Here is a 26300-nt window from a genome sequence, read left to right on the forward strand (position 1 = left end):
CCCCGTTCCGGTGGCGCAATAAGCGGCGATCAATACGCCGCTCAATCACTCTGGAGAAGTTTAATGGCTGTTAGCACCCCGATGCTGGTGACGTTCCTGGTTTATATATTTGGCATGATATTAATTGGTTTTTTTGCCTGGCGTTCCACCAAAAACTTTGACGATTATATTCTCGGCGGTCGCAGCCTGGGTCCTCTGGTGACGGCGCTGTCCGCTGGCGCATCGGATATGAGCGGCTGGCTGCTGATGGGGCTGCCAGGGGCCATATTTATTTCCGGGATCTCCGAAAGCTGGATCGCCATTGGCTTAACGCTTGGTGCCTGGATCAACTGGAAGCTGGTCGCCGGACGCTTGCGCGTTCATACCGAAGTCAACAATAACGCCCTGACGCTGCCAGATTATTTCACCGGTCGTTTTGAAGATAAAAGCCGCGTGCTGCGGATTATCTCCGCGCTGGTGATCCTGCTGTTCTTCACCATCTACTGTGCATCAGGCATTGTGGCGGGCGCACGCCTGTTTGAAAGCACCTTTGGTATGAGCTACGAATCTGCCCTGTGGGCAGGTGCGGCGGCGACCATCGTGTATACGTTTATCGGCGGTTTTCTGGCGGTGAGCTGGACCGACACCGTCCAGGCCAGCCTGATGATTTTCGCCCTGATCCTCACGCCGATTATGGTGGTGGTTTCGGTAGGCGGTTTTGATGATTCGCTGGAGGTCATTCGCCAGAAAAGCGTTGATAATCTCGATATGCTGAAGGGGCTTAACTTTGTCGCCATCATCTCGCTGATGGGCTGGGGGCTGGGTTATTTCGGACAGCCGCATATTCTGGCGCGTTTTATGGCGGCGGATTCCCATCACACCATTGTTCATGCCCGCCGTATCAGCATGACCTGGATGATCCTCTGCCTGGCCGGTGCCGTGGCGGTAGGGTTCTACGGCATTGCATACTTCAACAATAATCCGGCGCAGGCCGGTGCGGTCAATCAAAATGCCGAACGCGTATTTATTGAACTGGCGCAAATCCTGTTTAACCCGTGGATTGCGGGCGTGCTGCTTTCGGCGATCCTCGCGGCGGTCATGTCCACGTTAAGCTGTCAACTGCTGGTCTGTTCCAGCGCGATCACCGAAGATTTGTACAAAGCCTTTTTACGTAAAGGTGCCAGCCAGACAGAACTGGTGTGGGTAGGGCGCGTGATGGTGCTGGTGGTGGCGCTGGTCTCCATTGCCCTTGCGGCAAACCCGGAAAACCGCGTGCTGGGACTGGTAAGCTACGCCTGGGCCGGTTTCGGCGCGGCGTTTGGCCCGGTGGTGCTGTTCTCAGTGCTGTGGTCGCGAATGACCCGCAACGGAGCGCTGGCCGGTATGATCATCGGCGCGGCAACGGTGATTGTCTGGAAACACTTTGCCTGGCTCGATCTCTACGAAATCATCCCCGGCTTTATTTTTGGCAGCCTCGGCATTGTGATTTTCAGCCTGCTGGGTAAAGCCCCGTCGGCCTCAATGCAGCAGCGTTTTGCCGAAGCGGATGCGCATTATCACAGCCCGCGTCCTGCGCCTGTGACTGAATAATGACCTTCAGGCGAATAAAAAAGGCGGAGGAAACTCCGCCTTTTTTTTATGGTTCACTCATCACGCGGGTGACTGTGAACTGGCATATTAAATAATTGCCTGACTGACGCAAAATTCGCTTGTTTTTCTTCTTGCCGTAATGATAATCACTATCACTAGTATTTACGTTTCTTTTCATCCGTTGACCGTAATTTATATAAGGGCGTCTGATGTTTGTCCCATTTCTCATTATGTTGCGCGAAGGGCTGGAAGCGGCGCTGATTGTCAGCCTTATTGCCAGCTACCTGAAGCGGACGCAGCGAGGCCGCTGGATCGGCATCATGTGGATCGGTGTGCTGCTGGCGGCAGCCCTCTGTCTGGGGCTGGGGATTTTCATCAACGAAACCACCGGCGAGTTCCCGCAAAAAGAGCAGGAATTGTTTGAAGGGCTGGTGGCGGTGGTCGCGGTGGTCATCCTGACATGGATGGTGTTCTGGATGCGTAAAGTCTCGCGCAACGTCAAACAGCATCTGGAACAGGCGGTGGACAATGCTTTCCGGCGCGGGGGCAATCAGGGCTGGGCGCTGGTGGCGATGGTCTTTTTCGCCGTGGCGCGTGAAGGTCTGGAATCAGTTTTCTTTCTGCTGGCGGCATTCCAGCAGGATCTGGGGATGTGGCCGCCGCTGGGCGCGGTTCTGGGCCTGACCACCGCCGTGGTGCTGGGATTTTTACTCTACTGGGGCGGCATTCGCCTTAATCTCGCCGCGTTCTTTAAATGGACCAGCCTTTTTATCCTGCTGGTAGCGGCGGGCCTGGCGGCAGGAGCGATCCGCGCATTTCATGAGGCCGGATTGTGGAACCATTTTCAGGACGTTGCTTTCGACTTAAGCGGCGTGCTCTCAACGCATTCGCTGTCTGGCACGTTGCTGGAAGGCATTTTTGGCTATCAGGAAGCGCCCAGCGTCAGCGAAGTCGCGGTTTACCTGCTTTATCTGCTACCTGCGCTGGCGCTATACCTACTGCCGCCACGCCTGCAACCTGACGTCGTACAATAATGATATTAGTTACAACATACTTATTTAAGGATGGACTATGACAATCAACGTTAACCGCAGTGCCCTGCAACTGAGTCTGGCAGCGCTACTGATTTCGGCTTTTGCAGCGCAGGCGGCGGAGGTGCCGCAGGTCAAAATCACCGTTAATGATAAGCAGTGCGAGCCGATGAACCTGACGGTGAAAGCAGGCAAAACGCAATTTATCATCCAGAATCACAGTCAGAAGGCGCTGGAGTGGGAGATCCTCAAAGGGGTGATGGTAGTGGAAGAGCGGGAAAACATCGCGCCTGGCTTCACCCAGAAAATGACGGCTAACCTGCAACCCGGCGAATACGAAATGACCTGCGGCCTGCTCACTAACCCGAAAGGGAAGTTGACCGTGACTGGCGCGGCCACGGCAGATGCCGCGAAAGGCAATGCGCTGCTCGGCTTAAGCGGGGCGATCGCCGACTACAAAGCTTATGTCACTGTCGAAACGGACGCGCTGGTGAAAGGCACCAAAGCGTTTACCGATGCGGTTAAAGCGGGCGATGTCGAAAAAGCCAAAGCGCTGTACGCGCCGACCCGTCAGCATTATGAACGTATCGAACCGATTGCTGAACTGTTCTCCGATCTCGATGGCGCGATTGACGCCCGCGAAGATGACTACGAGCAGAAAGCGGCCGATCCGAAATTCACCGGTTTCCACCGCCTCGAAAAAGCGCTGTTTGCTGATAACAGCACCAAAGGGATGGAGAGCTACGCCGACGGCCTGTACACCGATGTCGTTGACCTGCAAAAACGCATCAGCGAGCTGGCGTTCCCGCCGTCAAAAGTGGTGGGCGGAGCCGCCGGGCTGATTGAAGAAGTTGCTGCCAGCAAAATCAGCGGTGAAGAAGATCGCTACAGCCATACCGACCTGTGGGATTTCCAGGCCAACGTCGACGGCGCGCAGAAAATTGTCGATCTCCTGCGTCCTCAGTTGCAGAAAGAAAACGCCGCGCTGCTGGCGAAAGTGGATGCCAACTTCAAAAAGGTCGATGGCATTCTGGCGAAATACCGCACTAAAGACGGTTTTGAAACCTACGATAAGCTCACCGATGCCGACCGTAACGCCCTGAAAGGGCCAATTACCACCCTGGCGGAAGATCTGGCGCAGCTGCGCGGTATTCTGGGTCTGGATTAGCATGATGTCTGATGACGATCGCAGCGGCGTGAACGAACCCTCTCGCCGACGTTTACTGAAAAGCCTCGGTGCGCTGGGAGGCGCGCTGGCGGTGGGCGGTGGCTGTCCGGTCGCTCATGCCGCTAAACCGCAAAGCGCGCCGGGGACGCTCTCCCCAAATGCGCGCATGGAAAAGCAGCCGTTTTATGGCGCGCATCAGGCAGGGATCCTGACGCCGCAGCAGGCATCAATGATGCTGGTCGCATTTGACGTGCTGGCGGGGGATAAAGCCGAACTGGAGCGTCTGTTGCGTTTGCTCACCCGACGGATCGCCTTTCTCACCGAAGGCGGTGACGCGCCCGATACGCCGAATCCGCAGATGCCGCCGCTGGACTCGGGGATCCTCGGCAAAACCATTGCCCCGGATAACCTGACCATAACGCTTTCGCTGGGGAATACGCTGTTTGACGAGCGCTTTGGCCTGGCCGCGCAGATGCCCAAAAAACTGCAAAAAATGCCGCGTTTTCCTAATGATTCGCTGGATGCCAGCCTGTGTCACGGCGACGTGCTGCTGCAAATCTGCGCCAATACCCAGGACACGGCGATCCACGCGCTGCGCGATATCATCAAGCACACGCCTGATTTGCTGAGCGTCCGCTGGAAGCGAGAAGGGTTCATCTCCGATCACGCCGCGCGCAGCAGGGGCAAAGAAACGCCAATTAATTTACTTGGTTTTAAAGACGGCACCGCTAACCCGGATAGCCAGAACGCTCCACTAATGGATAACGTGGTGTGGGTAACGGCAGAGCAGGGCGAGCCTGCATGGGCCACCGGCGGCAGCTATCAGGCGGTGCGCATTATTCAGTTCCACGTTGAGTTCTGGGATCGCACGCCGCTGAAAGAGCAGCAGACTATTTTTGGCCGCGATAAAGCTTCAGGCGCGCCGCTGGGGATGCAAAACGAGCGCGACGAGCCGAATTACGCTGCCGACCCTGACGGAGATATCATCGCGCTGGACAGCCACATCCGGCTGGCAAATCCGCGTACTCCGGAAACCCAGTCCAGCCTGATGATGCGTCGGGGTTACAGTTATTCGCTTGGCGTTACCCATTCCGGCCAGCTGGATATGGGGCTGCTGTTTGTCTGCTATCAGCATGATCTGGAGAAAGGTTTTCTGACCGTGCAAAAGCGGCTGAACGGCGAGGCGCTGGAAGAGTATATCAAGCCCATCGGCGGCGGATTTTTCTTCGCGTTGCCGGGGGTAACCAACCGCGAACGCTATCTCGGCCAGGGGTTACTGGAAGCAATCTGATGCACTTTTTGTTCGCCAGATCATAATTTTTTCCTCTTTCCAGGGCATTGATATAATTCTGTAATATAAATGTAAGAGGCTTACGCGTACGCAAAAGAAGGCTGTTTTTGTTATGTTAAAGTAAAAATAATGTTGCGTTTTTGCAAAGATTTGATTTACTTTTCATATGAGCGGTAGTCCACGACAGGATGTCACAACATCGGGAGATCGTGAATGGTAGCGTCCGGTACTGGACATTTAACATCGATAATCCATCCCTGTTTACGCGGAGGCCGCGCCTTCGTCACCTCTTTCTTTACCACCTTACTTACCCCTTCCAGGGCAGCTAACGAGTTTTCCGACGCAATGCGCGGTGCGTTCAGCCGCGCGTTGATGTCTGTTAAAACGCAAGTCATGGCTTACAAGGAAGCCAAACCTCAGATGTTTGTGTACATAATCGCGCCGAATGCCGCGCGTGGATGTTAATTAACAACTCAAGGTGCTATCCATGGGAAGACAAAAAGCAGTGATCAAAGCTCGTCGTGAAGCAAAACGTGTGCTGAGACGGGATTCGCGGAGTCATAAACAACGTGAAGAAGAGTCGGTCACATCGCTTGTGCAGATGAGTGGCGTTGAATCAATTGGTATGGCGCGGGATTGCCGGGATAATTCACCGATTGTGGCACGCAATGAAGCTCAGGCGCAGTACCTGAATGCTATTGAGACGAAGCAACTGATTTTCGCTACGGGTGAAGCGGGATGTGGCAAAACCTGGATTAGCGCGGCGAAAGCCGCTGAAGCACTGATTCATAAGGATGTGGAAAGAATTATCGTCACTCGTCCGGTGCTTCAGGCCGATGAAGATCTCGGCTTTTTACCGGGTGATATTTCGGAGAAGTTCGCGCCCTATTTCCGCCCCGTTTATGACGTACTGGTCAAACGGCTGGGCGCGTCCTTTATGCAATACTGCCTGCGCCCGGAAATCGGCAAGGTAGAAATCGCGCCGTTCGCCTATATGCGCGGACGTACCTTTGAAAATGCGGTTGTCATTCTCGACGAGGCTCAGAATGTGACCGCTGCGCAAATGAAGATGTTTTTAACGCGCCTCGGGGAGAACGTGACGGTCATCGTCAACGGTGATATCACCCAGTGTGACCTGCCTTCACACGTCAACTCCGGGCTAAGCGACGCGCTGGCACGATTTGAAGAAGATGAGATGGTGGGGATCGTGCGCTTCACAACGGACGACTGCGTGCGCTCAATGCTATGCCAGCGTACGCTGCAAGCCTATTACTGACACTTATACTGAATGCAAAGCCCGGGAAACCGGGCTTTGTTGTTTTTGGGGGCGGGGATATATATAAGAAAAGAGCCCGTACTTGCGCAGGGGCTCTCAACTTTAAATATGGCGGTGAGGGGGGGATTGACTCGCTGCGCTCGCCCTGCGGGCAGCCCACTCACTGCGTTCGTGGTCTGTCCAACGGGCTGTCGCCCGTTGTCGAACCCCGGTCGGGGATTCTCATCCCCCCCTTTCCGGGGATACATATAAGAAAAGAGCCCGTACTTGCGTACAGGCTCTCAACTTTAAATATGGCGGTGAGGGGGGGATTCGAACCCCCGATACGTTGCCGTATACACACTTTCCAGGCGTGCTCCTTCAGCCACTCGGACACCTCACCATATTGTATTGCTGCCTGACCTTGCGGGGGCAACGGGGCGCTACTATAGGGAGTTGCTTGAAAGTGGTCAAGCAGATTTTGAGGTTTATCAATCATCCGGTTAAGCATTAATCATTATTGTGGCTGAAGACGCGAAATTACTTTATCGCGCCATTGCGCTCGTCGTCTGTCCAACGGACTGTCGCCCGTTGTCGAACCCCGGTCGGGGATTCTCATCCCCCCCTTTCGGGGATACATATAAGAAAAGAGCCCGTACTTGCGTACAGGCTCTCAACTTGAATATGGCGGTGAGGGGGGGATTCGAACCCCCGATACGTTGCCGTATACACACTTTCCAGGCGTGCTCCTTCAGCCACTCGGACACCTCACCATATTGTCATTCCGGCGTCACCGGAACGGGCGCTAATGTAAGGAAATCCTTGGCCGCCGTCAACGCTCTTTTCATGTCACAAGGTGCGTTTAGACAAACTTCATCCAGGTTGCTTTCGGAATAAACGAAAAATGTCTTTTTTGTCGCCGACGGGGTTTTTTCAGGACACCCCTGCGGAATTTGGTATCCTCAAAAGCGGAAGAAAATAAAAATAAAGCATCGCGTCCGCACGCGGACGATCGTCTTACAACGTCAGGAGTTCTGTATGGATATCATCTTTTATCATTCCACTTTTGATTTTCACTTCTGGAAACAGGCGCTGGAAAGCAAGCTGCCCGGCGCGCAACTCCGCCAGTGGGAAGAGGGCGATAACCGTCCCGCCGATTATGCGTTGGTCTGGGAACCGCCGGTGGAAATGCTGAAAGGTCGCGATTTAAAGGCGGTGTTTGCCCTCGGCGCGGGCGTCGATTCAATCCTCAAAAAGCTTCAGGACCACCCGGATATGCTGGCGGCGTCCACCGAACTTTACCGTCTGGAAGATACCGGGATGGGCGAGCAGATGCAGGAATATGCGGTAAGCCAGGTGCTGCACTGGTTCCGCCGCTTTGACGAGTATCAGGCACTGAAACGTGAAGCTCGCTGGGAGCCGCTGGACGCCTTTGAACGCCAGGACTTTTCAATTGGGATCCTCGGCGCGGGCGTGCTCGGCGGTAAAGTCGCTGAAAGCCTGAAAGCATGGGGATTTCCGATTCGTTGCTGGAGCCGCAGCCGCAAATCCTGGCCCGGCGTCGAAAGCTTTGCCGGGCAGGACGAACTGGCCGATTTTTTAAGCGGAACGCGCGTGCTGATCAACCTGCTTCCCCATACCCCGGAAACCGTCGGCTTGATCAATTTTGCCCGCCTGAATCAGTTGCAGGATGACAGCTATCTGCTGAACCTGGCGCGTGGTGTTCATGTGGTGGAAGACGACCTGCTGCGTGCGCTGGAGAGCGGCAAGCTGAAAGGCGCGATGCTGGACGTTTTCAGCCGTGAGCCGCTGGAGCCGGAAAGCCCGCTATGGGCGCATCCGCGTGTGGCCATGACGCCGCATATCGCAGCGGTTACGCGGCCTGCGGAAGCTATCGACTATATCGCCCGGACTATTCGCGGGCTTGAACGTGGAGACGCCGTGACCGGGCGCGTCGATCGTCGTCGTGGTTACTAAAACCTGCCCGGTTTTAGTTAATATCGCCGGGTAATTCCTGTTATCCTTGCGCAAAATATCAGAGGAGAGAACGATGTATCCTGTCGATCTGCATATGCATACCGTCGCCAGCACCCACGCTTACAGCACGCTGAGCGACTATATCGCCCAGGCGAAGAGTAAAGGAATAAAGCTTTTTGCCATCACTGACCATGGCCCGGATATGGTCGATGCGCCTCATTACTGGCACTTTATTAACATGCGCATCTGGCCGCGCGTTGTCGATGGCGTCGGCATTCTGCGCGGCATCGAAGCGAACATCAAACCGACGCCCGGCGAGATTGACTGTACGGGTCCCATGCTGACCTCACTGGATCTGATCATCGCCGGTTTTCATGAGCCGGTTTTTGCGCCGCAGGATCAAGCCACTAATACCGAGGCGATGATCGCGACGATAGCGAACGGCACCGTGCATATTATCAGCCATCCGGGCAATCCGAAGTATCCGGTCGATATCCCCGCCGTCGCCGCTGCTGCCGCAAAACACAATGTGGCGCTGGAAATTAATAACTCGTCATTTACCCATTCCCGGCTGGGAAGCGAAGCGAATTGCCGTGCGGTCGCCGCCGCCGTTCGCGATGCCGGAGGCTGGGTGGCGCTGGGATCGGATTCGCATACCGCCTTTACGCTGGGAGAATTCACTGAATGCCGTAAGATCCTCGACGAAGTGAATTTCCCCGAGGATCGCATCCTCAACGTGTCACCCCGGCGTCTGCTTGATTTTCTGGAGTCGCGCGGCATGGCTCCCATCCCTGAATTTGCCGATCTTTAATTTTATTAATGGAATTTATGCATGAATGAGTTTTCAATCCTGTGCCGCGTTCTCGGTTCGCTCTATTATCGCCAGCCGCAGGACCCGCTACTGGCCCCGCTGTTTACGCTGATTAAAGACGGCAAACTGGCCGCCAGCTGGCCGCTGGAGCAGGACGAACTGCTGTCACGTTTGCAAAAAAACGTGGATGAAGACGCGCTTGCCAGCGACTACGCCGCGTTGTTCACCGGGCCTGACTGCCGGGTTACCCCTTTCCGCAGCGCGTGGGTTGAAGGCGCAACGGAAGCTGAAGTGCGCGTCTTTCTGAGCGCGCGCGGTATGCCTCTGGCAGAGACGCCGGCCGATCATTTCGGTACGCTGCTGCTGGCCGCTTCCTGGCTGGAAGATCAATCCACAGAGGACGAAAGCGAAGCCCAGGAAACCTTGTTTGCCGAATTTTTGCTGCCGTGGTGTGATACTTTCCTCGGAAAAGTCGAAGCCCATGCGGTGACCGCGTTCTGGCGCACGCTGGCACAAATCACCCGCGAGGCGATTGGCGCGATGTGGGAAGAGCTACAGGAAGATGAAGCGGAATAAATGTGATTTAAATCACAATTAAAATGTAATGACGTGCAAGTGATGACATTAATTGTGTAGCAGATCTCTTTTACCAGACGCGCATCTGCTATGATGCGCGTCATGAACATACTTCTCGCGATTGCTATTACAACGGGTATTCTCTCCGGTTTGTGGGGGTGGGTTGCCGTTTCTCTGGGGCTGTTAAGCTGGGCCGGATTCCTCGGCTCGACAGCTTATTTCGCCTGTCCGCAGGGTGGCCTTAAAGGGTTGCTCATTTCTGCCTGTACCTTAACGAGTGGTGTCATCTGGGCGCTGGTAATTATGTACGGTAGCGCGCTGGCTCCACAGGTTGAAATACTCAGTTATATAATGACCGGGGTTGTCGCTTTTTTAATGTGTATCCAGGCGAAACAACTGCTCCTGTCTTTTGTGCCCGGCACGTTTATTGGCGCCTGCGCGACGTTTGCCGGGCAGGGTGACTGGAAAATAATTGCGCCGTCTCTGGCATCAGGGCTTATTTTCGGTTACGCCATGAAAAATAGCGGCCTGTGGCTTGCGGCCCGCGCTCAGAAAAAAACGCTCACCTTTAATACCCCTGAATAAAAGCCGCGCGGCGGCTTTTATTTTTCCCACACTATAAAGTATTTCAAAAAACTATTAATCCATTTCTGCTGCCGTTAAATAATTCATCTCATGAATAATATATGGAAATATTTTGTGTTTTTATGACACAGGCGGTTTCTTTGTTTGTTGATAAGGAGTAAAGATTGTAATCAAAGATTAGCATTATTTATGGTTACAGGCCGTTTATGGCAAAGGAGAATGACTCATGGGTTTAACGTTACGCACTTTATTGAGTATATGGATTGCCCTGGTGGCCTTTATTTACTCCTCTAATTCCCCGGCTGAACAAAACGCGTCGGGAGGAGTCATTCATTTTCGGGGGCAAATTGTCGAAGGTCCCTGTGAGATCAAATCCGATGCCGGTCAGATCCAGCTAAATTGCCTGCGCGACGGAACAAAGCGGACAACTTATCATGACCTCACCCTGTTTCAGAAAGTAACCCACGGGACGACGGTTTCAACCAGGCTGGAGTATCTGGACTCGAAGCGCAATCAGGGACTCTATACCGTACATTATCGCTAAACGCACGGTGCGCTTTGCCATCCACTCAGGGCGCACCTTCTTCTCGGCACTGGATTAAGATAAACTGAATAACATTGATGCCAGCAGGAGAAAATTATGTCATCACGCATTCAGGTTATTCGGGGTGACATCACCACAATGCAGGTGGATGTCATTGTTAATGCAGCGAACTCCTCACTGATGGGCGGCGGTGGCGTCGATGGTGCAATTCACCGTGCCGCAGGTCCTGCCCTGCTGGAAGCGTGCAAAGTGGTGCGCCAGCAACAGGGAGAATGCTCGCCGGGCCATGCGGTCATTACCCTTGCCGGGGATCTTCCGGCGAAAGCAGTGATCCACACGGTGGGTCCGGTATGGCGCGGCGGCGAACACAACGAAGCGCGACTGCTGGCAGACGCTTACCGCAACAGCCTGCAACTGGCCCGCGACAACGATTTTCACTCTATCGCCTTTCCGGCAATCAGCACCGGCATCTACGGTTTTCCGAAAGCGGCAGCCGCTGAAATCGCATTTAATGCCGTTTCGGATTACATTACCCGGCGTCCTCAGCCAGAGCAGATATACTTGGTCTGTTATGATGAGGAAAATGCAGGACTTTATGAGCGATTACTCACCCAGCAGGGAGATGAGCCACTCGCATAGTACGCGGCTGGGGCGAGCAATCGCTCCGGCTCGTGCTGCGCATCCCGACCTTTGCGGTCTTTTACCCCTTGACGACAGCCTTGATGCCTTCGCGGCGCGTTACCGGCTGGCCCAGATGGCCGAACGCACTCTCGACGTGCAGTATTACATCTGGGAAGACGATATGTCGGGACGCCTGCTTTTCCGCGTCCTGCTTGAAGCCGCCGAGCGCGGCGTTAAAGTCCGTCTGTTATTAGATGACAATAATACGGTAGGGCTGGACGATACCCTCCGGCTGCTGGATGCCCACCACAATATTGAAGTTCGCCTGTTTAATTCCTTCTCCTTTCGCACGCTGCGCATTCTCGGCTATCTCACGGATTTTGCGCGTCTGAACCGGCGGATGCACAACAAAAGCTTCACCGTTGACGGGGAAGTGACCATTATCGGCGGGCGCAATGTGGGCGACGCCTATTTCGGCGCGGGCAAGGAGCCGCTGTTTACCGACCTTGACGTGATGGCGCTCGGCGAAGTGGTGAAGGATGTAGCGGAAGATTTCCAGCGCTATTGGGAGTGCAAATCGGTTTCCACGCTTCAGAAAGTGCTGGATATTGCCGAAGAAGATATTACCCGCAAGGTAGAGATCCCCGACGAGTGGCTGAACGATAAATACGCCCGGCTCTACCTGCACAAGCTCAAAACCACGTCGTTTGTTTCACGGCTGGAGGAAGGATCGCTTCCGCTGCTATGGGCGCATACTCGCCTGTTAAGCGACGATCCGCGTAAAGGGCAGGGGAAAGCCCGCAAGCGAACCCTGCTCCCCCAGCGCCTGATGAACGTGATGGGCACGCCGGAAAAACAAATCGATATTATCTCTTCGTATTTTGTTCCCGGGCGTGCCGGGGTGGCGCTGATCCTGCAACTGGTGCGTAAAGGCGTGAAGGTGGCTATTTTGACCAACTCGCTGGCGGCGAACGACGTGGCGGTGGTGCATGCAGGCTACGCCCGCTGGCGTAAAAAACTGCTGCGTCATGGAGTGGACATTTTCGAGCTAAAGCCAACCAACGGTAAGGCACCCGGTCTGCATGATAGCGGCCTGACGGGGAACTCCGGCTCCAGCCTGCACGCCAAGACCTTCAGCGTCGATGGCAATAAAGTGTTTATTGGCTCGTTTAACTTCGATCCGCGCTCGGCAATGCTGAATACTGAAATGGGATTCGTGATTGACAGCCAGCCGCTGGCGCAAAAAATTCACCATAATTTCCTGAAAAGTCAGCGGCACGCGGCCTGGCAGCTCACGCTCGATCGCTGGGGAAGGGTGAACTGGATTGAAGAAGAGGAGGGGAAAACGATCGTGCTGAAAAAGGAGCCGAAAACCCGCTTCTGGCAGCGGGTGCTGGTGCGGCTGGTTTACCGTTTGCCGGTAGAGTGGCTACTGTAATTTACCCCCTCATGCCTGAGGGGGCGCAATTATTTAACCGACACCGCTGATTTCTCTGCCTTAACCTGCGGCTTACCGGAGAACAGGAAGCGCAGCAACGGAATGCGCAGGTGAATCTCATACAGCACCAGCGCGCAGCCCACCACGAATACCAGCCCGGTAAAAAAGCCCAGCGTGTTAGAACTGATCTGCGGCGTGATCCACGCCCCGTAAAACAGCGTCAGCGGATGGTGAACCAGATAGATAAACAGCGAGGCGTTAACAAAATAGGTGACGCGCGCCGACTGGAAATTAAGCAGGCGATGACCAAATGAAAAAACGACGTTAACCATCCACAGACCGAAAACCATGGTGATCACCGATTCCGTTTCGTACATCCAGGCATCGCCGCTGCCGTAGCGCTGATTTAACAGGTAAGCGGCAAAGCCCACCACTGCACCTGCCAGGCACCACGGTGAAGGCGTGGTAAACAGATCTTTCAGTCGGGGATAAATAAATGCCAGCGCGCCGAGCACAAAGAAGGGAATATAGAACAGCGTCTGCATCACCACGAAATTAAATAACCCGTCGCTTAAAATCGGCGAATAGACAATCAGCAGCGTGCGGCGAATACAGGCATAAGCAATACCGAGCAGCAGGAAAATAATCGTCAGTTTGCCCATCGTCATATGGGCAAAAAACGCAGCCCGCTGCTGTGCCAGACGTTTACGCAGCAGGCTAAACAGTCCCAGTCCGACCGTGGTCAGAATGACCAGCACCAGCAAAAACCACAGGTGGGAAATCAGCTCCCACACCAGCGTATTATACTTTTCATACAGAGAGAGCGTATGCCAGGTCTCTGTTTTACCCTTCACATATTGCAGCATAATAAATTGCGGCAGCGTCAGAAGGGGAATGGCGGTGAGCATCGGAATACCGACGCGCTCAACGCGAACTTTCCACCATTTTTTGAGTGGATAACGCAAAAATAACATGTATGAAAAGTAACCGGATATAACGAAGAAAACCTGCATCCGAAAAGCATGAATAAAATCATTAAACAGGGTCAGCCACCAGGATGATTCGGCGCTATTAACGTGCCAGGTGTGACTGGAATAGATTAACGAGATATGGAAGGGGATCCCCAAAAGCATCAACCATGCGCGAATGGAGTCCAGGAAATATTCACGTTGTGCGGGTACTTTGTTCATATAATTCTTAGCATTCTCAGACTTTTCGTCTTATCACGAGGCGCGATAATGTTAACATCCGCTGCAACCCTACACCAAGTCCGAAAACCTGTCTCCAGGATAAGCACGTAAAGTGCAAACAGCGCTGGAAGTTGCTTTAACCCTAAGCCGCAAGCTGAACAAAACGGGGATTATGTTGTCGGATTGCCAAAGTTTCCATTAAAATGGATCGGATCGATTTAAGCACACAAAGGGGGAAGTGCTTACTTACTATGAAAAATAAATCACAGATGATAAAAATGCGCTGGTTAGGCGTAGCCATAACGTTGTCCCTGTGCACCTCATCTGCATGGGCGTTCTCCATTGATGATGTGGCAAAACAGGCCCAGTCACTGGCAGGTAAAGGCTATGAGGCACCTAAAAGCAATCTGCCCTCCGTCTTCCGCGAGATGAAATATGCGGACTATCAGCAGATCCAGTTCAACCACGACAAGGCTTACTGGGGAAAAATCAAGACTCCATTTAAGCTCGAATTTTATCATCAGGGGATGTACTTCGACACGCCGGTCGCCATCAATGAAGTCACCGCGAACGCCGTGCGTAAAATTAAATACAGTCCCGACTACTTCAATTTTGGCAATGTTCAGCACGATAAAGACACCGTCAAAGATCTGGGTTTTGCTGGCTTCAAAGTGCTTTACCCGGTTAACAGCAAAGATAAAAACGACGAAATCGTCAGTATGCTCGGCGCAAGCTATTTCCGCGTGCTGGGTCAGGGCCAGGTCTACGGCCTCTCTGCGCGCGGCCTTGCCATAGACACCGCGCTACCGTCCGGGGAAGAGTTTCCACGCTTTCGTGAATTCTGGATTGAACGACCAAAAGCGACGGATAAACGTCTGAATATCTATGCACTGCTGGATTCTCCACGCGCAACGGGTGCATACCGCTTTACCATCATGCCAGGCCGCGACACCGTGGTTGACGTGCAGTCGAAAGTCTACCTGCGCGATAAAGTCGGCAAACTCGGCGTCGCGCCGCTGACCAGCATGTTCCTGTTCGGGCCAAATCAGCCATCGTCCACCACTAATTATCGCCCGGAACTGCACGACTCGAACGGCCTGTCGATTCACGCCGGTAACGGCGAGTGGATCTGGCGTCCGCTCAATAACCCACGCCATCTGGGTGTCAGCAGTTTCGCGATGGAAAACCCGCAGGGCTTCGGCCTGCTCCAGCGCGGTCGTCAATTCTCACGTTATGAAGATTTAGATGACCGTTACGATCTGCGTCCAAGCGCATGGATCACTCCGAAAGGGGATTGGGGCAAAGGCAAAGTGGAGCTGGTGGAAATCCCAACCAACGATGAAACCAACGATAACATCGTCGCCTACTGGACGCCTGACCAGCTTCCTGAAGCCGGTAAAGAGATGAACTTCAGCTATGCCATCACTTTCAGCCGTGATGAAGATAAGCTGCACGCGCCGGATAACGCTTACGTGACCCAAAGCCGTCGTTCAACCGGTGACATCAAGCAGTCCAATCTGATCCGTCAGCCTGACGGCACGCTCGCCTTTGTGATTGACTTCGCCGGGGAAGAGATGAAAAAACTGCCTGCGGAAACCCCCGTCACCGCGCAGACCAGCATTGGCGACAACGGCGAAATCATCGAAAACACCGTGCGTTATAATTCCGTCACCAAAGGCTGGCGTCTGACGCTGCGGGTGAAAGTGAAAGATCCTAAGCAGACCACTGAGATGCGCGCCGCGCTGGTGAACGCTGACCAGACGCTAAGTGAAACCTGGAGCTATCAGCTACCTGCCAATGAATAATACAACGAAGTATATCGACGCACTGCCGCTCACGGACGCTGAAAGAGCGGCACTTCCAGCCGATAAGGATATTCAGGCGGTACACGAAGCGCTTGATGGCGATCATCAGCGCTTCAAACGGGAAGATGATTCACCGCTCGGCTCAGTCAAATCACGTCTGGAGCATAGCTGGCCTGAGTCTTTGCACAAAGATCAGCTGATGAAAGACGATCTCGGACGCACGCAGCTCAACGCGATGCCGAAGGCAAAACGTTCCTCAATGTTTCCCGACCCGTGGCGGACCAACCCGGTCGGACGCTTCTGGGATCGGCTGCGCGGACGCGAGCATCAGCCGCGCTATTTGTCGCGTCTGACCAAAGAGCAGCAGGCCAGCGAGCAGCAGTGGCGTATGGTCGGAAGCATCCGCCGTTACATCCTGCTGTTACTAACCCTCGCGCAGACCGTGGTCGCTACCTGGTACATGAAGACCATTCTGCCGTATCAGGGCTGGGCGCTGATCAATCCTGGCGATATGGTCGGCCAGGATCTGCTGGTCTCCTTTATGCAGCTTCTGCCGTACATTCTGCAAACCGGGATCCTGATCCTCTTTGCAGTGCTGTTTTGCTGGGTCTCCGCCGGTTTCTGGACCGCGTTGATGGGCTTCCTGCAACTGCTTATCGGGCGGGATAAATACAGTATCTCCGCATCGACAACCGGCAACGAACCGCTGAATCCAGAACACCGCACGGCGCTGATCATGCCGATCTGTAATGAAGACGTGGATCGCGTTTTCGCGGGCCTGCGTGCAACCTGGGAATCGGTAAAGGCGACCGGGCAACAGCAGCACTTCGACGTCTACATTCTCAGCGACAGCTATAACCCGGATATCTGCGTTTCTGAACAGAAAGCGTGGATGGAGTTGATCGCCGAAGTGCAGGGTGAAGGACAAATTTTCTATCGCCGCCGCCGCCGCCGCGTGAAGCGCAAAAGCGGTAACATCGACGACTTCTGCCGCCGCTGGGGTAGCCAGTACAGCTATATGGTGGTACTGGATGCTGACTCGGTAATGACGGGCGAGTGCCTGACCGGTCTGGTGCGCCTGATGGAAGCGAACCCGAACGCCGGGATCATTCAGTCTTCGCCGAAAGCCTCCGGCATGGACACCCTCTACGCTCGCTGCCAGCAGTTTGCCACCCGCGTTTACGGCCCGCTGTTTACCGCCGGGCTGCATTTCTGGCAACTTGGGGAATCGCACTACTGGGGCCATAACGCCATCATCCGCGTTAAGCCGTTCATCGAACACTGTGCGTTGGCCCCACTGCCGGGCGAAGGCTCCTTTGCCGGGTCTATCCTGTCGCACGACTTCGTGGAAGCCGCGCTGATGCGTCGTGCGGGCTGGGGTGTGTGGATCGCCTACGATCTGCCAGGCTCCTATGAAGAGCTGCCGCCAAACCTGCTTGATGAACTGAAGCGTGACCGCCGCTGGTGCCACGGCAACCTGATGAACTTCCGCCTGTTTTTGGTGAAAGGGATGCATCCGGTTCACCGTGCGGTGTTCCTGACCGGCGTGATGTCCTACCTGTCTGCGCCGCTGTGGTTTATGTTCCTCGCGCTTTCCACCGCCTTGCAGGTGGTCCACGCGCTGACTGAACCGCAATACTTCCTTCAGCCCCGACAGCTGTTCCCGGTCTGGCCGCAGTGGCGTCCCGAACTGGCGATTGCGCTGTTTGCCTCAACGATGGTGCTGCTGTTCCTGCCGAAGCTGCTCAGCATCATTTTGATCTGGTGCAAAGGCTCGAAAGAGTACGGCGGCTTTATCCGCGTCACGCTCTCGCTGCTGCTGGAAGTGTTGTTCTCGGTGCTGCTGGCTCCGGTGCGTATGCTGTTCCACACCGTGTTCGTGGTCAGCGCCTTCCTCGGCTGGGAAGTGGTCTGGAATTCGCCGCAGCGTGACGACGACTCTACCTCCTGGCTGGAAGCCTTTAAACGTCACGGCTCGCAGATGCTGCTGGGTCTGGTATGGGCGGTCGGAATGGCATGGCTGGATTTGCGTTTCCTGTTCTGGCTGGCACCGATTGTGTTCTCACTGATCCTTTCGCCGTTCGTGTCGGTGATCTCCAGCCGTTCCACGGTCGGGCTGCGCACGAAACGCTGGAAGCTGTTCCTGATCCCGGAAGAGTATTCGCCGCCGCAGGTGCTGGTCGATACTGACCGTTTCCTGGAGCTTAATATTCAGCGTTCGTTAAAAGATGGCTTCATGCATGCAGTCTTTGATCCGTCCTTTAATGCGCTGGCGACCGCGATGGCGACCGCTCGCCACGGCAAGGGGAATATCCTCGAAATTGCCCGCGACCGTCACGTTGAGCAGGCGCTTAATGAAACGCCGGAAAAACTCAACCGCGACCGCCGTCTGGTACTGCTAAGCGATCCGGTTACGCTCTCGCGTCTGCATTATCGCGTGTGGAGCGCGCCAGAGCGCTACTCCTCGTGGGTAAATTACTATCAGCAACTGGCGATTAACCCGCTGGCGCTGAAGGTGAAATCATCCTGATCGAATACCGGCCATCTGGCCGGTATTTTTTTATGTGGGGAAGGGCGATGAGAATTGTGCTGGTGATTGTAATGACCATTCTGCTCAGCGGCTGCGGCAGTATTATCAGCCGTACCATTCCCGGACAGGGGCATGGCAATCAATATTATCCTGGGGTGCAGTGGGATGTTCGCGATTCCGGCTGGCGCTGGCTTACGGTCCTGGACCTGCCGTTTTCACTGATCTTCGACACGCTGTTACTGCCGGTGGATGCGAGTCATGGGCCGTATGAGTAACGGCCCACAACGCATTTGCGGTTAAGCGTCAGTCACGCACGTCCCACTCGTCAGCCGCCGCGCGGCCTTCTTCGGTATCCAGCGGGGGCGCAAGCTGAAACTCGCCTTCATCCCACTCGTGCAGCGTATTTTCTTCCAGCCACTCCTGACGAAGTTCAATTTCGTCGTAGTCGTCGTCAAACACGCTTTGCGCCGCTTCACCGTTTAAAATGGGCAGACATTCGCCATTTTCGCCTTCCTCAGCAAAAAATTCGGCCTGCCACATAATGTCCCCATCCTGTAACACATACTTCTGAATACTCAGCTGCTGGATGCTGGCATCCTCTTCTTCCACTTCCGGGCTGTTGGCGAGGAATTCTTCGCGCGCCGCATCAATGGCTTCTTCGAGTGTGGCGTACATGGTCATGCGTGTCTCCCTGTGATTCGACGTAATGTTCAGGAAAGAATAGCTGAATATTTGCCGGTGCAAGCCTGAAGCGAAAAAAATCATCCTTCTGAGGGATATGTATGATGAAACCCAGCTTATTCAGTTGGTTGCTTCAGCGGGGGTGTACGTCGCCGACGCAGGCTCAGCGAAGAATAGATCACGTTAATCAGCACTACCCCCGCCGTCACGCAGAAAACCGCGCGAAAGCCGTAGCTGGCAGAAACCGCCGCGCCAATCAGCGGACCGGTGACGTTGCCAATGTCGCGGAAAGACTGGTTGTAGCTGAAGATCCGCCCGGCAATCTGATTGGTTGAGTTGTACACCAGCAGCGTCTGCACTGCGGGCAGCAGCGCGCCATCGGCTGCGCCCAGCAGGAAGCGCAGAATGCCCAGTTGCAGCGGCGTTTGTACGAATGACATCGGGATCAGCAGCAGCACGGAAGCCACCAGCGCGGCGATTAAGATTTTCTCCGGGCCGATCCGGTCGCCGAGCTTGCCGAGGCGCGGCGCACTCAGCAGCGCCGCCACGCCGGGCACCGAGGCTATCATCCCGCTAATAAACGCGATATTACTGACGTTACCCGCCAGCTCGCGCACGTAGAGCGTGAGGATCGGCGCGATCGATCCGGTCGCCACCTGAATAATCAGGGTGGTAATAAACAGACTGAGTACCAGACGGGGATTTTTCAGCGAGCCAAGCACTTCGCGGGCGTGAAGCATTTCTTTTTTGTTCACCGGGGTAAAGCGCTCGTGGATAAAAAACAGCGTCAGCAGAAAGCAGAGAAACAGCACGCTGGCGGTGATAAAAAATACCGGGCGTAAACCGTAGCTGTCCGCCAGCAGACCACCCGCCAGCGGGCCAAGCAGCGCCCCGCTGACGCCGCCAGTCGACAGCGTCCCCAGCGCCCAGCCGCTTTTATTACGCGGCATCTGAGTGGCGATGAGCGCGTTGGCATTAGGAATAAAACCGCCAAGCAGCCCGAGCAGGGCGCGCAGGATCAAAAATTGCCAGATATTCTGCGCCATTCCCATCAGCAGCATGACGATGGCCATGCCCAGCGCGGAACGCAGCAGCATAATTTTTCGCCCCTTGCGGTCAGCAAGCCCGCCCCACAGCGGCGAAGCAAAAGCGGAAAACAAAAAGGTAATACTGAAGACCAGCCCCGACCACATATTCAGCTCGCTGTGATCGGTAATGCCGAGTTGCTCGACATACAGCGGCAGGAAGGGCATCACAAGGCTAAACGCGGCACCGGTCAGGAAGCAGCCAAACCAGGTGACTGCCAGATTACGTTTCCAGTTTATCGGGGTGTCTGAAGAGGGCATAGGCTCCCGTTAGGTTGCGTTGCGTTATATAAACATAGCCAAAAATCATAAGGGTGCTAATTATGCGCCGCAGGCAGGGAGAGAACAATCGGGACAGCTTTTATCGCTAACGCAAAAAAATGCAGCTCGCGGAGAGCTGCATGGGCGGTCAGTAGCGGGAAGGCATCCCTTCCGGGCGTGTTTTAAAGCGCCGGTGCAGCCACATATATTGCTCCGGGGCCATCATGATGCACTTCTCGACAACTTTGTTCATCCATGCGGCGGTCACTTCCGCGCTCTCCAGCGGCGGATTGCACTCCGGCTCAAGAGCGATCAGTTCATAACCTTTGCCATCGGGCTTGCGGCGCGGAACGAAAGGCGCAATACAGGCTTTCGAGGTACGCGCCAGCATCCAGGTTCCTGAGGTTGACGCCGCCTGTTCGACGGCGAAAAAGGGCACGAAAACGCTGGTGCGCGGGCCGTAATCGTGATCCGGCGCGTACCAGATCACATCGCAGTTTTTTAGCGCGCGGATCATTCCCTTCACATCTTTGCGGTCGATCATATCTTTATTAGAGCGCAGGCGGCCCCACGTTTGCAGCCAGTCCAGCACCGGATTGTCATTCGGGCGATAAACGCCAATCCCCGGCAGATGCATACCAAAAATGCGCGCGCCCATTTCCAGGGTCAGAAAATGCACGCCGATCAGCAAAATTCCCCGTCCCTGAGCGATTTGCTCTTTGATCGCATCCATCCCACGCTCTTCGGTCCAGCGCGCCATTCGGCGATCGGACCAGAACCACGCCATGCCGGTTTCCAGCAGGCCCATACCGACAGATTCGAAATTTTTGCTTACCAACTCGTCGCGCTGTGCGGTGCTCATTTCAGGAAAGCAGAGTTCCAGATTACGCTCGGCGATTTTCGCCCGGCGTTTCATTGCGCGCCGGGCCAGATGCCCGAGGCTGTGTCCGAGGCGGTAAAGAACCGGGTAGGGTAGCTGAACCACCAGCCATAAAGTGCCAATACCCAGCCAGGTTAACCAGTAGCGCGGATGAAGCAGCGCTACGGTGAATTTTGGTAAATGCGTCATGTCATTCCTGTTATTCGATCTACAACTCCCTCTATTGTCGCATTTTTTTATCACTTGCCAACATAACGGGCGACAGGGAGCGTAGAAAAAAAGCAATTGTAGATTGTAAGTGTTTAAGATGAGTGAAATGTAGCTAAAAATGTGGGGATGTAAATTGGCGGTTATTGCTATATCATGCCGACCGCTTATGACATTCACTCACGATTGCAGGAACGTACACCATGCCAGTGTTACACAACCGCATTTCGAATGAGGAACTGAAGGCGCGGATGCTGGCCGAAACCGAACCGCGCACGACGATCTCATTCTACAAGTATTTTACTATCGCCGATCCCAAAGCTACGCGCGACGTGCTGTACACCGCGCTGACGGCGCTGAACGTTTTCGGGCGCATTTACCTGGCGCACGAAGGGATTAATGCACAAATCAGCATTCCACAAAGCAACGTTGACGCCCTGCGGACATTACTGGATAGCGTTGACCCGGCGCTTCAGGGGCTGCGCCTGAACATTGCGCTTGATGACGACGGCAAATCTTTCTGGGTGCTGCGCCTGAAAGTGCGCGACCGTATCGTCGCGGACGGTATTGACGATAGCAGTTTTGACGCCAGCGATGTGGGTCAGTATCTGAAGGCCGCGGAAGTGAACGCCATGCTTGACGATCCCGACGCCCTGTTTATCGATATGCGCAATCACTACGAGTACGAAGTGGGGCATTTCGAAAACGCGCTGGAAATCCCTGCCGATACCTTCCGCGAGCAACTGCCCAAAGCGGTTGAGATGATGCAGGAACATAAAGACAAGAAAATCGTAATGTACTGCACCGGCGGCATCCGCTGTGAAAAAGCCAGTGCGTGGATGAAACATAACGGTTTCAGTAAGGTCTGGCACATTGAGGGCGGGATTATTGAATATGCCCGCCGCGCCCGCGAACAGGGGCTGCCGGTACGTTTTATCGGTAAAAACTTTGTCTTCGATGAGCGCATGGGCGAACGCATCTCCGACGAGGTGATTGCGCACTGCCATCAGTGCGGCGCGCCCTGTGACAGCCACACCAATTGTCTGAACGACGGGTGTCACCTGCTGTTTATCCAGTGTCCTGCCTGTGCGGAAAAGTATGCCGGATGCTGTAGTGAAACCTGCCAGAGCGAACGCGCGCTCCCGGAAGAAGAGCAGCGCCGCCTGCGGGCCGGGCGGGAAAATGGCAATAAGATCTTTAATAAATCGCGGGGCCGTCTGAATACCCGCCTGGGTATCCCCGACCCGGAATAAGAGTCGTAAACCCGGCGGCAAACGCCGCCGGATACAGGTTATTTCTGCTGTACGCCTTCCACCGAAATGATCAGCTCAACATCCTGCGATGCCGGGCCCAGATCGGTTTTAATATTAAATTCTTTCAGGCTGATTTTGCCCGCCGCTTCAAACCCGGCGCGTTTGCCGCCCCACGGATCGTCGCCCTGGCCGATCATCTTCGCCTTCAGCGTGACCGGTTTCGTCACGCCGTTAAGGGTCAGATCGCCGGTGACATCCAGTCCGTCACCCGCCGCTTTCACAGCTGTCGACGTAAATGTCGCCTGCGGGAATTTTGCGACGTTGAGGAAATCCGCGCTGCGCAGATGTTTATCACGCTCGGCGTGGTTGGTGTCCACGCTGTTGGTGTTCAGGGTCACGTTCACTTTATCGGCGGCAGGATTTTTCTCGTCAAAAGTAAAGGTCCCGTCGAAGTCGCGGAACGTGCCGTACAGCCAGCTATAGCCAAGATGCTGGATGCGGAAATTCACGAAGGCGTGTTGACCTTCCTTGTCAATTTTGTAATCGGCGGCAATGGCGGAACCGGCGGTCAGCAACAGACTTCCGAGTAATAATCCTTGCAGGCTTTTTTTCATTTTACGCTCCAGAGTCAGGCGACGATTTTCCCAGCATACGGCGCAGGGTATCGTCTTTATCGATGAAATGGTGTTTGAGGGCGGCGAGGGCGTGCAGTACGGAAAGTCCTACCACGCTCCAGGCCAGCCACAGGTGCAGAGTGCCCGCCAGATCGGCCTGCGTACCGGCATCGGTTAGCGTCGCGGGGACGTTAAACAGACCAAATACGCTGATGGGCTGACCGTCGGCGGTCGAGATCAGATAGCCGCTGATGACAATGGCTATCAACAGAACATAAAGCGCGATATGCGCCAGCACTGCGCTAACGCGGGTCAGTCGGGAGTAGTGCGCCAGCGGCGCGGGCGCGGGGGAAATCACTCGCCAGACAAGCCTGATCACCAGCGCCATCATGAGCAGGATGCCGATGCTTTTATGTAATTCCGGGGCTTTGTGATACCAGCCGTCATAATAGCTCAGCGTCACCATCCACAGACCCAGCGCAAACATGCCGTAAACGGCAATAGCCACCAGCCAGTGCAGGGCGATTGAGACAAATCCATAGCGATGAGATGAATTTTTCAGGTTCATTCCCGGAGTCCAGGTTGTAATTATGTCGACTTACAATGCTGGCCGGGAAAATATATTGCAACATCAATTTCACATATTTCATAACTATTTAAACTTACTCAATAAATTTGAATTTATTATCGTTTTTTATTCATGATATTCGGGCTTTATACCTCAATTGTTGCATCATGGCGGGATTGTGACAGCGAAAAGTCATTCAAAAATTTGGCGCTAATTTTAAGATTTATTAAGTTATGTCAGCTTTTGTCAATGCAGGGGGCACGCTGGCGAATATAAGTACAAAATATGAGTCAGCTAATAATTAATGCGGCCCGCAGGCCGCAAACATTATTGCCGGAAGCGGGAAAGGGAGAATGGCGTTAAATCGAATTCGCTGGTTTTATCCTGCGCAAACAGCGCGGCAATTTCCCCCAGCGCCGGGGCGAATTTGAAACCGTGACCGCTAAGGCCGGTAATGAGTAGCGTATTTGGCTGACCGGGCAGGGTATCAATAATAAAATCTTCGTCCGGGGAATTATCATAGGTGCAGGCCGCGCCGTACAGACAGCCGCCAATGCCGGGAAGAATATTGCGCAGGAAAGAAAATGACTCCGAACCGTCGCTGGCAACCGTGCCAAACGCTTTACGTTCCTCAGGAGAGCGGATCGTCTGGCCGCCGTTATGCCTGCCGATTTTCAGCTCATTGTTTTCTGCCGGGAAGCCGTAAAACTGATCGCCATTGGGCATCTCACCGGTAAAGGCCGGAAAGTGATTCTTGCTGCTGTAGCGCCCGTCGGCCTGATGCCAGGCAAAAATTTTGCGTACCGGCTGTAGCGGCAGGTCCGGGAGCAGCTTCGTCACCCAGGTTCCCGCGCTGATCAACGCTTTGCGCGCGTGGTATTCGCCATCGGCAGTTTCGATGCTCACGCCGTCGGCATGATGGCGGATCGCCGTTACCGGACAATTAAAAAGCTGCGCACAGCCCGCGTCACGCGCCATCTGCACCCAGCTTTTGATCGCCAGCTCGCTGCGCAGTACGCCAGAATTTGCTTCGAAGAGACCGGTAAAATTATCGGGAATGCGAATTTCCGGCCAGCGGGCCATGACCGCCTGCGCGTCCAGCTGTTCGACATCCAGACCGAAGCGCCGGGCGCTGCTGGCGACGTTTGCCAGAAAGGAGGAATCCGCCGGACCGAGGTTGATCACGCCGGTGCGCTCAAATACCGCTTCGCCGGACGCTTCGGCAAAGGCGTCCCATAGCGCCTGGGCGCGGAGCACCAGCGGAACGTATTTTTCCCCTTCGCCATAGGCATGGCGCATCAGGCGCGTGTCGCCGTGGTGACTTCCTTCCGTATGCGGAGGCAGATGGGCATCGGTCATCAGCACCTTCAGCCCGGCACGCGACGCGTAGTAGCCAGCGGCAGCGCCAACGGAGCCACTGCCAATGATTAATAGATCGTATTGCATAATGCCTCTGTAAATTAGCTAACCTGACAAGAATTAGCATACGTTTATTATCCGGCAGCGCAAATAAGAAAGGCACCCGGAGGGTGCCTGTTGAGTGAATTTTAAGCATTAAACTAATGCCTGCGATACTCATTTTCCTGGTAGTCACCGGATTCTATTTTCGCGATACCGGCTTCTAATATTGAAATAAACTGACGGGCGACGTCAGTTGTCAGCCACAGGGTCTGACCAATTTCTGCTTCATTGGTCTCAGGCTGATTGGGGGTCTGGTAATGTAAACGCAGCATCAGTGCATCGTAGCTGTCTACGGTGCTGATGTCCCATCCGACGAGGGGATGGGTCTGGATGACTTCATTATTTTTTTCCATCATGACCCCTTTCTGTGCGTTAAAAGATAATAGCTCTCGGGTTCAATGCGTTTTTCTGAAGCAACTTAAGTATATCAATGATCGGGTAAAATGTTCCATTAAAACTATTTAACCAGAAATATTTCTTCGCAGGCACGTCTTTTTTGAACAATTAAGCGTGAGCTTGTTCGCTAATTTTTATTAAGTCAGCAGATCAATAAGATATTGACTAAAAAAGCAACAGACATCAGATGAAAAAAAAAGCCGGGGCGACCCGGCAAACATGCACAATGAGGGAGCAAAATTACTCAGTAATGAACCAGTCGTCCGCGCTCTCCCAGGTTTCCTGGAGAATTTCACTGATACGGTCTTTGTCTTCTTTCAGCCCGCCGAACACCGACAGGTTATTGGCGGCAGCGTAACGTACGCTGACGTTACCATCACAATCAGGAAAATGAGTGAGAACGCGTCGGGACAGCTCGCCCGCAAGGGCGTCCAGCGCACCGGGCGGTAACGTGGTGGTTCTGGCGATAGTGACTTCAATACGCATAATTGCCCCCTGTGAAT

The 26300-nt window shown here is 54.3% G+C and carries 25 protein-coding genes, 2 tRNA genes and 1 other RNA gene; 16 read left to right on the plus strand and 12 right to left on the minus strand.

Annotated elements, in window-relative coordinates; genetic code table 11:
• Positions 1 to 63 precede the first annotated feature (63 nt).
• The 5 genes from putP to phoH all read left to right on the plus strand — a co-directional run bounded on the left by putP (position 64) and on the right by phoH (position 6335).
• The gene (putP, locus tag RT197_RS07830) at positions 64 to 1569 is read left to right on the plus strand and encodes a sodium/proline symporter PutP (RefSeq protein ID WP_312948963.1); all 1506 of its coding nucleotides are present in this window, start codon (positions 64 to 66) and stop codon (positions 1567 to 1569) included.
• 209 nt (positions 1570 to 1778) lie between these two features.
• Positions 1779 to 2603, plus strand: coding sequence for an iron uptake transporter permease EfeU (gene efeU, locus RT197_RS07835; protein WP_312948965.1), 825 nt, complete (start codon positions 1779 to 1781; stop codon positions 2601 to 2603).
• Positions 2604 to 2640: 37 nt separating this feature from the next.
• Positions 2641 to 3768, plus strand: a complete 1128-nt coding sequence (gene efeO, locus RT197_RS07840) for an iron uptake system protein EfeO (RefSeq protein ID WP_312948966.1) — start codon at positions 2641 to 2643, stop codon at positions 3766 to 3768.
• A 4-nt stretch (positions 3769 to 3772) separates the two neighbouring features.
• Entirely contained in the window at positions 3773 to 5059 is a 1287-nt protein-coding gene (gene efeB / locus RT197_RS07845; RefSeq protein WP_312949474.1) for an iron uptake transporter deferrochelatase/peroxidase subunit, read from the plus strand.
• A gap of 487 nt (positions 5060 to 5546) precedes the next feature.
• Positions 5547 to 6335, plus strand: a complete 789-nt coding sequence (gene phoH / locus RT197_RS07850; RefSeq protein ID WP_312948967.1) for a phosphate starvation-inducible protein PhoH — start codon at positions 5547 to 5549, stop codon at positions 6333 to 6335.
• A gap of 109 nt (positions 6336 to 6444) precedes the next feature.
• On the opposite strand, the gene RT197_RS07855 is transcribed toward phoH, so the two are convergent.
• The 3 genes from RT197_RS07855 to RT197_RS07865 all read right to left on the minus strand — a co-directional run bounded on the left by RT197_RS07855 (position 6445) and on the right by RT197_RS07865 (position 7087).
• Positions 6445 to 6582, minus strand: a non-coding RNA gene (locus RT197_RS07855) — RtT sRNA.
• Positions 6583 to 6629: 47 nt separating this feature from the next.
• A tRNA-Ser gene (locus RT197_RS07860) sits at positions 6630 to 6717 on the minus strand.
• Between the two features lie 282 nt (positions 6718 to 6999).
• Positions 7000 to 7087: transfer RNA gene (locus tag RT197_RS07865), tRNA-Ser, on the minus strand.
• Between the two features lie 265 nt (positions 7088 to 7352).
• On the opposite strand from RT197_RS07865, the gene ghrA reads away from it, so the two are divergent.
• From ghrA to RT197_RS07900, 7 genes are all read left to right on the plus strand, one after another.
• A complete protein-coding gene (gene ghrA, locus RT197_RS07870; RefSeq protein WP_312948968.1) occupies positions 7353 to 8291 on the plus strand; it encodes a glyoxylate/hydroxypyruvate reductase GhrA in 939 nt (312 codons plus the stop codon).
• 73 nt (positions 8292 to 8364) lie between these two features.
• A complete protein-coding gene (locus RT197_RS07875) occupies positions 8365 to 9102 on the plus strand; it encodes a phosphatase (protein ID WP_312948969.1) in 738 nt (245 codons plus the stop codon).
• A 21-nt stretch (positions 9103 to 9123) separates the two neighbouring features.
• Positions 9124 to 9678: a molecular chaperone gene (locus RT197_RS07880; protein WP_312948971.1), complete on the plus strand. Its 555-nt coding sequence runs from the start codon at positions 9124 to 9126 to the stop codon at positions 9676 to 9678.
• A 102-nt stretch (positions 9679 to 9780) separates the two neighbouring features.
• Positions 9781 to 10263 carry a DUF1097 domain-containing protein gene (locus RT197_RS07885; protein ID WP_312948973.1) on the plus strand — a complete coding sequence of 161 codons (483 nt, stop codon included), beginning with the start codon at positions 9781 to 9783 and terminating at the stop codon, positions 10261 to 10263.
• 226 nt (positions 10264 to 10489) lie between these two features.
• On the plus strand, positions 10490 to 10807 hold the full coding sequence (locus RT197_RS07890) for a hypothetical protein (protein WP_312948975.1): 318 nt from the start codon (positions 10490 to 10492) through the stop codon (positions 10805 to 10807).
• Positions 10808 to 10903: 96 nt separating this feature from the next.
• Positions 10904 to 11446: an O-acetyl-ADP-ribose deacetylase gene (gene ymdB, locus RT197_RS07895; RefSeq protein WP_312948977.1), complete on the plus strand. Its 543-nt coding sequence runs from the start codon at positions 10904 to 10906 to the stop codon at positions 11444 to 11446.
• On the plus strand, positions 11379 to 12866 hold the full coding sequence (locus tag RT197_RS07900) for a phospholipase D family protein (protein ID WP_312948979.1): 1488 nt from the start codon (positions 11379 to 11381) through the stop codon (positions 12864 to 12866). Before ymdB ends, RT197_RS07900 begins: the two co-directional genes overlap by 68 nt.
• Before the next feature lie 29 nt (positions 12867 to 12895).
• Here the strand turns inward: RT197_RS07900 and mdoC are convergent, their stop codons facing one another.
• On the minus strand, positions 12896 to 14056 hold the full coding sequence (gene mdoC, locus RT197_RS07905; RefSeq protein ID WP_312948980.1) for a glucans biosynthesis protein MdoC: 1161 nt from the start codon (positions 14054 to 14056) through the stop codon (positions 12896 to 12898).
• A gap of 251 nt (positions 14057 to 14307) precedes the next feature.
• Between mdoC and mdoG the strand changes: the two genes are divergently transcribed.
• Genes mdoG through RT197_RS07920 form a run of 3 tightly spaced genes read left to right on the plus strand, consistent with a single transcriptional unit; the run spans position 14308 to position 18666 of the window.
• Complete coding sequence (gene mdoG, locus RT197_RS07910) at positions 14308 to 15861, plus strand: glucans biosynthesis protein MdoG (RefSeq protein ID WP_312948981.1); 1554 nt, start codon at positions 14308 to 14310, stop codon at positions 15859 to 15861.
• Positions 15854 to 18391: a glucans biosynthesis glucosyltransferase MdoH gene (gene mdoH / locus RT197_RS07915; RefSeq protein WP_312948983.1), complete on the plus strand. Its 2538-nt coding sequence runs from the start codon at positions 15854 to 15856 to the stop codon at positions 18389 to 18391. The genes mdoG and mdoH overlap by 8 nt, the downstream gene beginning before the upstream one ends.
• Before the next feature lie 47 nt (positions 18392 to 18438).
• Positions 18439 to 18666 (plus strand): YceK/YidQ family lipoprotein, encoded by a 228-nt coding sequence (locus RT197_RS07920; RefSeq protein ID WP_312948985.1) that lies wholly within the window; start codon positions 18439 to 18441, stop codon positions 18664 to 18666.
• A 28-nt stretch (positions 18667 to 18694) separates the two neighbouring features.
• On the opposite strand, the gene RT197_RS07925 is transcribed toward RT197_RS07920, so the two are convergent.
• The 3 genes from RT197_RS07925 to RT197_RS07935 all read right to left on the minus strand — a co-directional run bounded on the left by RT197_RS07925 (position 18695) and on the right by RT197_RS07935 (position 21487).
• A complete protein-coding gene (locus tag RT197_RS07925) occupies positions 18695 to 19072 on the minus strand; it encodes a MysB family protein (RefSeq protein WP_312948987.1) in 378 nt (125 codons plus the stop codon).
• A gap of 116 nt (positions 19073 to 19188) precedes the next feature.
• Positions 19189 to 20418, minus strand: a complete 1230-nt coding sequence (gene mdtG, locus RT197_RS07930; RefSeq protein ID WP_312948989.1) for a multidrug efflux MFS transporter MdtG — start codon at positions 20416 to 20418, stop codon at positions 19189 to 19191.
• A gap of 148 nt (positions 20419 to 20566) precedes the next feature.
• Entirely contained in the window at positions 20567 to 21487 is a 921-nt protein-coding gene (locus tag RT197_RS07935; RefSeq protein WP_312948991.1) for a Kdo(2)-lipid IV(A) acyltransferase, read from the minus strand.
• A gap of 221 nt (positions 21488 to 21708) precedes the next feature.
• Between RT197_RS07935 and RT197_RS07940 the strand changes: the two genes are divergently transcribed.
• Positions 21709 to 22758, plus strand: a complete 1050-nt coding sequence (locus RT197_RS07940) for a rhodanese-related sulfurtransferase (protein ID WP_312948993.1) — start codon at positions 21709 to 21711, stop codon at positions 22756 to 22758.
• A 38-nt stretch (positions 22759 to 22796) separates the two neighbouring features.
• On the opposite strand, the gene RT197_RS07945 is transcribed toward RT197_RS07940, so the two are convergent.
• From RT197_RS07945 to dinI, 5 genes are all read right to left on the minus strand, one after another.
• Positions 22797 to 23372: a YceI family protein gene (locus tag RT197_RS07945; RefSeq protein WP_312948995.1), complete on the minus strand. Its 576-nt coding sequence runs from the start codon at positions 23370 to 23372 to the stop codon at positions 22797 to 22799.
• Position 23373: 1 nt separating this feature from the next.
• On the minus strand, positions 23374 to 23940 hold the full coding sequence (locus RT197_RS07950; protein WP_312948997.1) for a cytochrome b: 567 nt from the start codon (positions 23938 to 23940) through the stop codon (positions 23374 to 23376).
• Between the two features lie 327 nt (positions 23941 to 24267).
• Positions 24268 to 25386 (minus strand): N-methyl-L-tryptophan oxidase, encoded by a 1119-nt coding sequence (gene solA / locus RT197_RS07955; RefSeq protein WP_312948999.1) that lies wholly within the window; start codon positions 25384 to 25386, stop codon positions 24268 to 24270.
• Between the two features lie 113 nt (positions 25387 to 25499).
• Positions 25500 to 25754, minus strand: a complete 255-nt coding sequence (gene bssS, locus RT197_RS07960; protein ID WP_312949477.1) for a biofilm formation regulator BssS — start codon at positions 25752 to 25754, stop codon at positions 25500 to 25502.
• Between the two features lie 283 nt (positions 25755 to 26037).
• Positions 26038 to 26283: a DNA damage-inducible protein I gene (gene dinI / locus RT197_RS07965; protein WP_312949001.1), complete on the minus strand. Its 246-nt coding sequence runs from the start codon at positions 26281 to 26283 to the stop codon at positions 26038 to 26040.
• Between the last annotated feature and the right edge of the window lie 17 nt (positions 26284 to 26300).

Source organism: Superficieibacter sp. (assembly GCF_032071645.1).
Taxonomy (GTDB): Bacteria; Pseudomonadota; Gammaproteobacteria; order Enterobacterales; family Enterobacteriaceae; genus Superficieibacter.

Coding starts and splice junctions, on each gene's coding strand:
- putP (WP_312948963.1), top strand. CDS start 64: ATGGCTGTTAGCACCCCGATGCTGGTGACGTTCCTGGTTTATATATTT.
- RT197_RS07950 (WP_312948997.1), bottom strand. CDS start 23,940: ATGAACCTGAAAAATTCATCTCATCGCTATGGATTTGTCTCAATCGCC.
- mdoH (WP_312948983.1), top strand. CDS start 15,854: ATGAATAATACAACGAAGTATATCGACGCACTGCCGCTCACGGACGCT.
- RT197_RS07890 (WP_312948975.1), top strand. CDS start 10,490: ATGGGTTTAACGTTACGCACTTTATTGAGTATATGGATTGCCCTGGTG.
- mdoG (WP_312948981.1), top strand. CDS start 14,308: ATGAAAAATAAATCACAGATGATAAAAATGCGCTGGTTAGGCGTAGCC.
- mdtG (WP_312948989.1), bottom strand. CDS start 20,418: ATGCCCTCTTCAGACACCCCGATAAACTGGAAACGTAATCTGGCAGTC.
- RT197_RS07940 (WP_312948993.1), top strand. CDS start 21,709: ATGCCAGTGTTACACAACCGCATTTCGAATGAGGAACTGAAGGCGCGG.
- RT197_RS07925 (WP_312948987.1), bottom strand. CDS start 19,072: ATGACCATGTACGCCACACTCGAAGAAGCCATTGATGCGGCGCGCGAA.
- efeO (WP_312948966.1), top strand. CDS start 2,641: ATGACAATCAACGTTAACCGCAGTGCCCTGCAACTGAGTCTGGCAGCG.
- ghrA (WP_312948968.1), top strand. CDS start 7,353: ATGGATATCATCTTTTATCATTCCACTTTTGATTTTCACTTCTGGAAA.
- RT197_RS07885 (WP_312948973.1), top strand. CDS start 9,781: ATGAACATACTTCTCGCGATTGCTATTACAACGGGTATTCTCTCCGGT.
- RT197_RS07875 (WP_312948969.1), top strand. CDS start 8,365: ATGTATCCTGTCGATCTGCATATGCATACCGTCGCCAGCACCCACGCT.
- phoH (WP_312948967.1), top strand. CDS start 5,547: ATGGGAAGACAAAAAGCAGTGATCAAAGCTCGTCGTGAAGCAAAACGT.
- RT197_RS07935 (WP_312948991.1), bottom strand. CDS start 21,487: ATGACGCATTTACCAAAATTCACCGTAGCGCTGCTTCATCCGCGCTAC.
- RT197_RS07920 (WP_312948985.1), top strand. CDS start 18,439: ATGAGAATTGTGCTGGTGATTGTAATGACCATTCTGCTCAGCGGCTGC.
- RT197_RS07945 (WP_312948995.1), bottom strand. CDS start 23,372: ATGAAAAAAAGCCTGCAAGGATTATTACTCGGAAGTCTGTTGCTGACC.
- efeB (WP_312949474.1), top strand. CDS start 3,773: ATGTCTGATGACGATCGCAGCGGCGTGAACGAACCCTCTCGCCGACGT.
- dinI (WP_312949001.1), bottom strand. CDS start 26,283: ATGCGTATTGAAGTCACTATCGCCAGAACCACCACGTTACCGCCCGGT.
- RT197_RS07900 (WP_312948979.1), top strand. CDS start 11,379: ATGATGAGGAAAATGCAGGACTTTATGAGCGATTACTCACCCAGCAGG.
- bssS (WP_312949477.1), bottom strand. CDS start 25,754: ATGGAAAAAAATAATGAAGTCATCCAGACCCATCCCCTCGTCGGATGG.
- ymdB (WP_312948977.1), top strand. CDS start 10,904: ATGTCATCACGCATTCAGGTTATTCGGGGTGACATCACCACAATGCAG.
- mdoC (WP_312948980.1), bottom strand. CDS start 14,056: ATGAACAAAGTACCCGCACAACGTGAATATTTCCTGGACTCCATTCGC.
- RT197_RS07880 (WP_312948971.1), top strand. CDS start 9,124: ATGAATGAGTTTTCAATCCTGTGCCGCGTTCTCGGTTCGCTCTATTAT.
- solA (WP_312948999.1), bottom strand. CDS start 25,386: ATGCAATACGATCTATTAATCATTGGCAGTGGCTCCGTTGGCGCTGCC.
- efeU (WP_312948965.1), top strand. CDS start 1,779: ATGTTTGTCCCATTTCTCATTATGTTGCGCGAAGGGCTGGAAGCGGCG.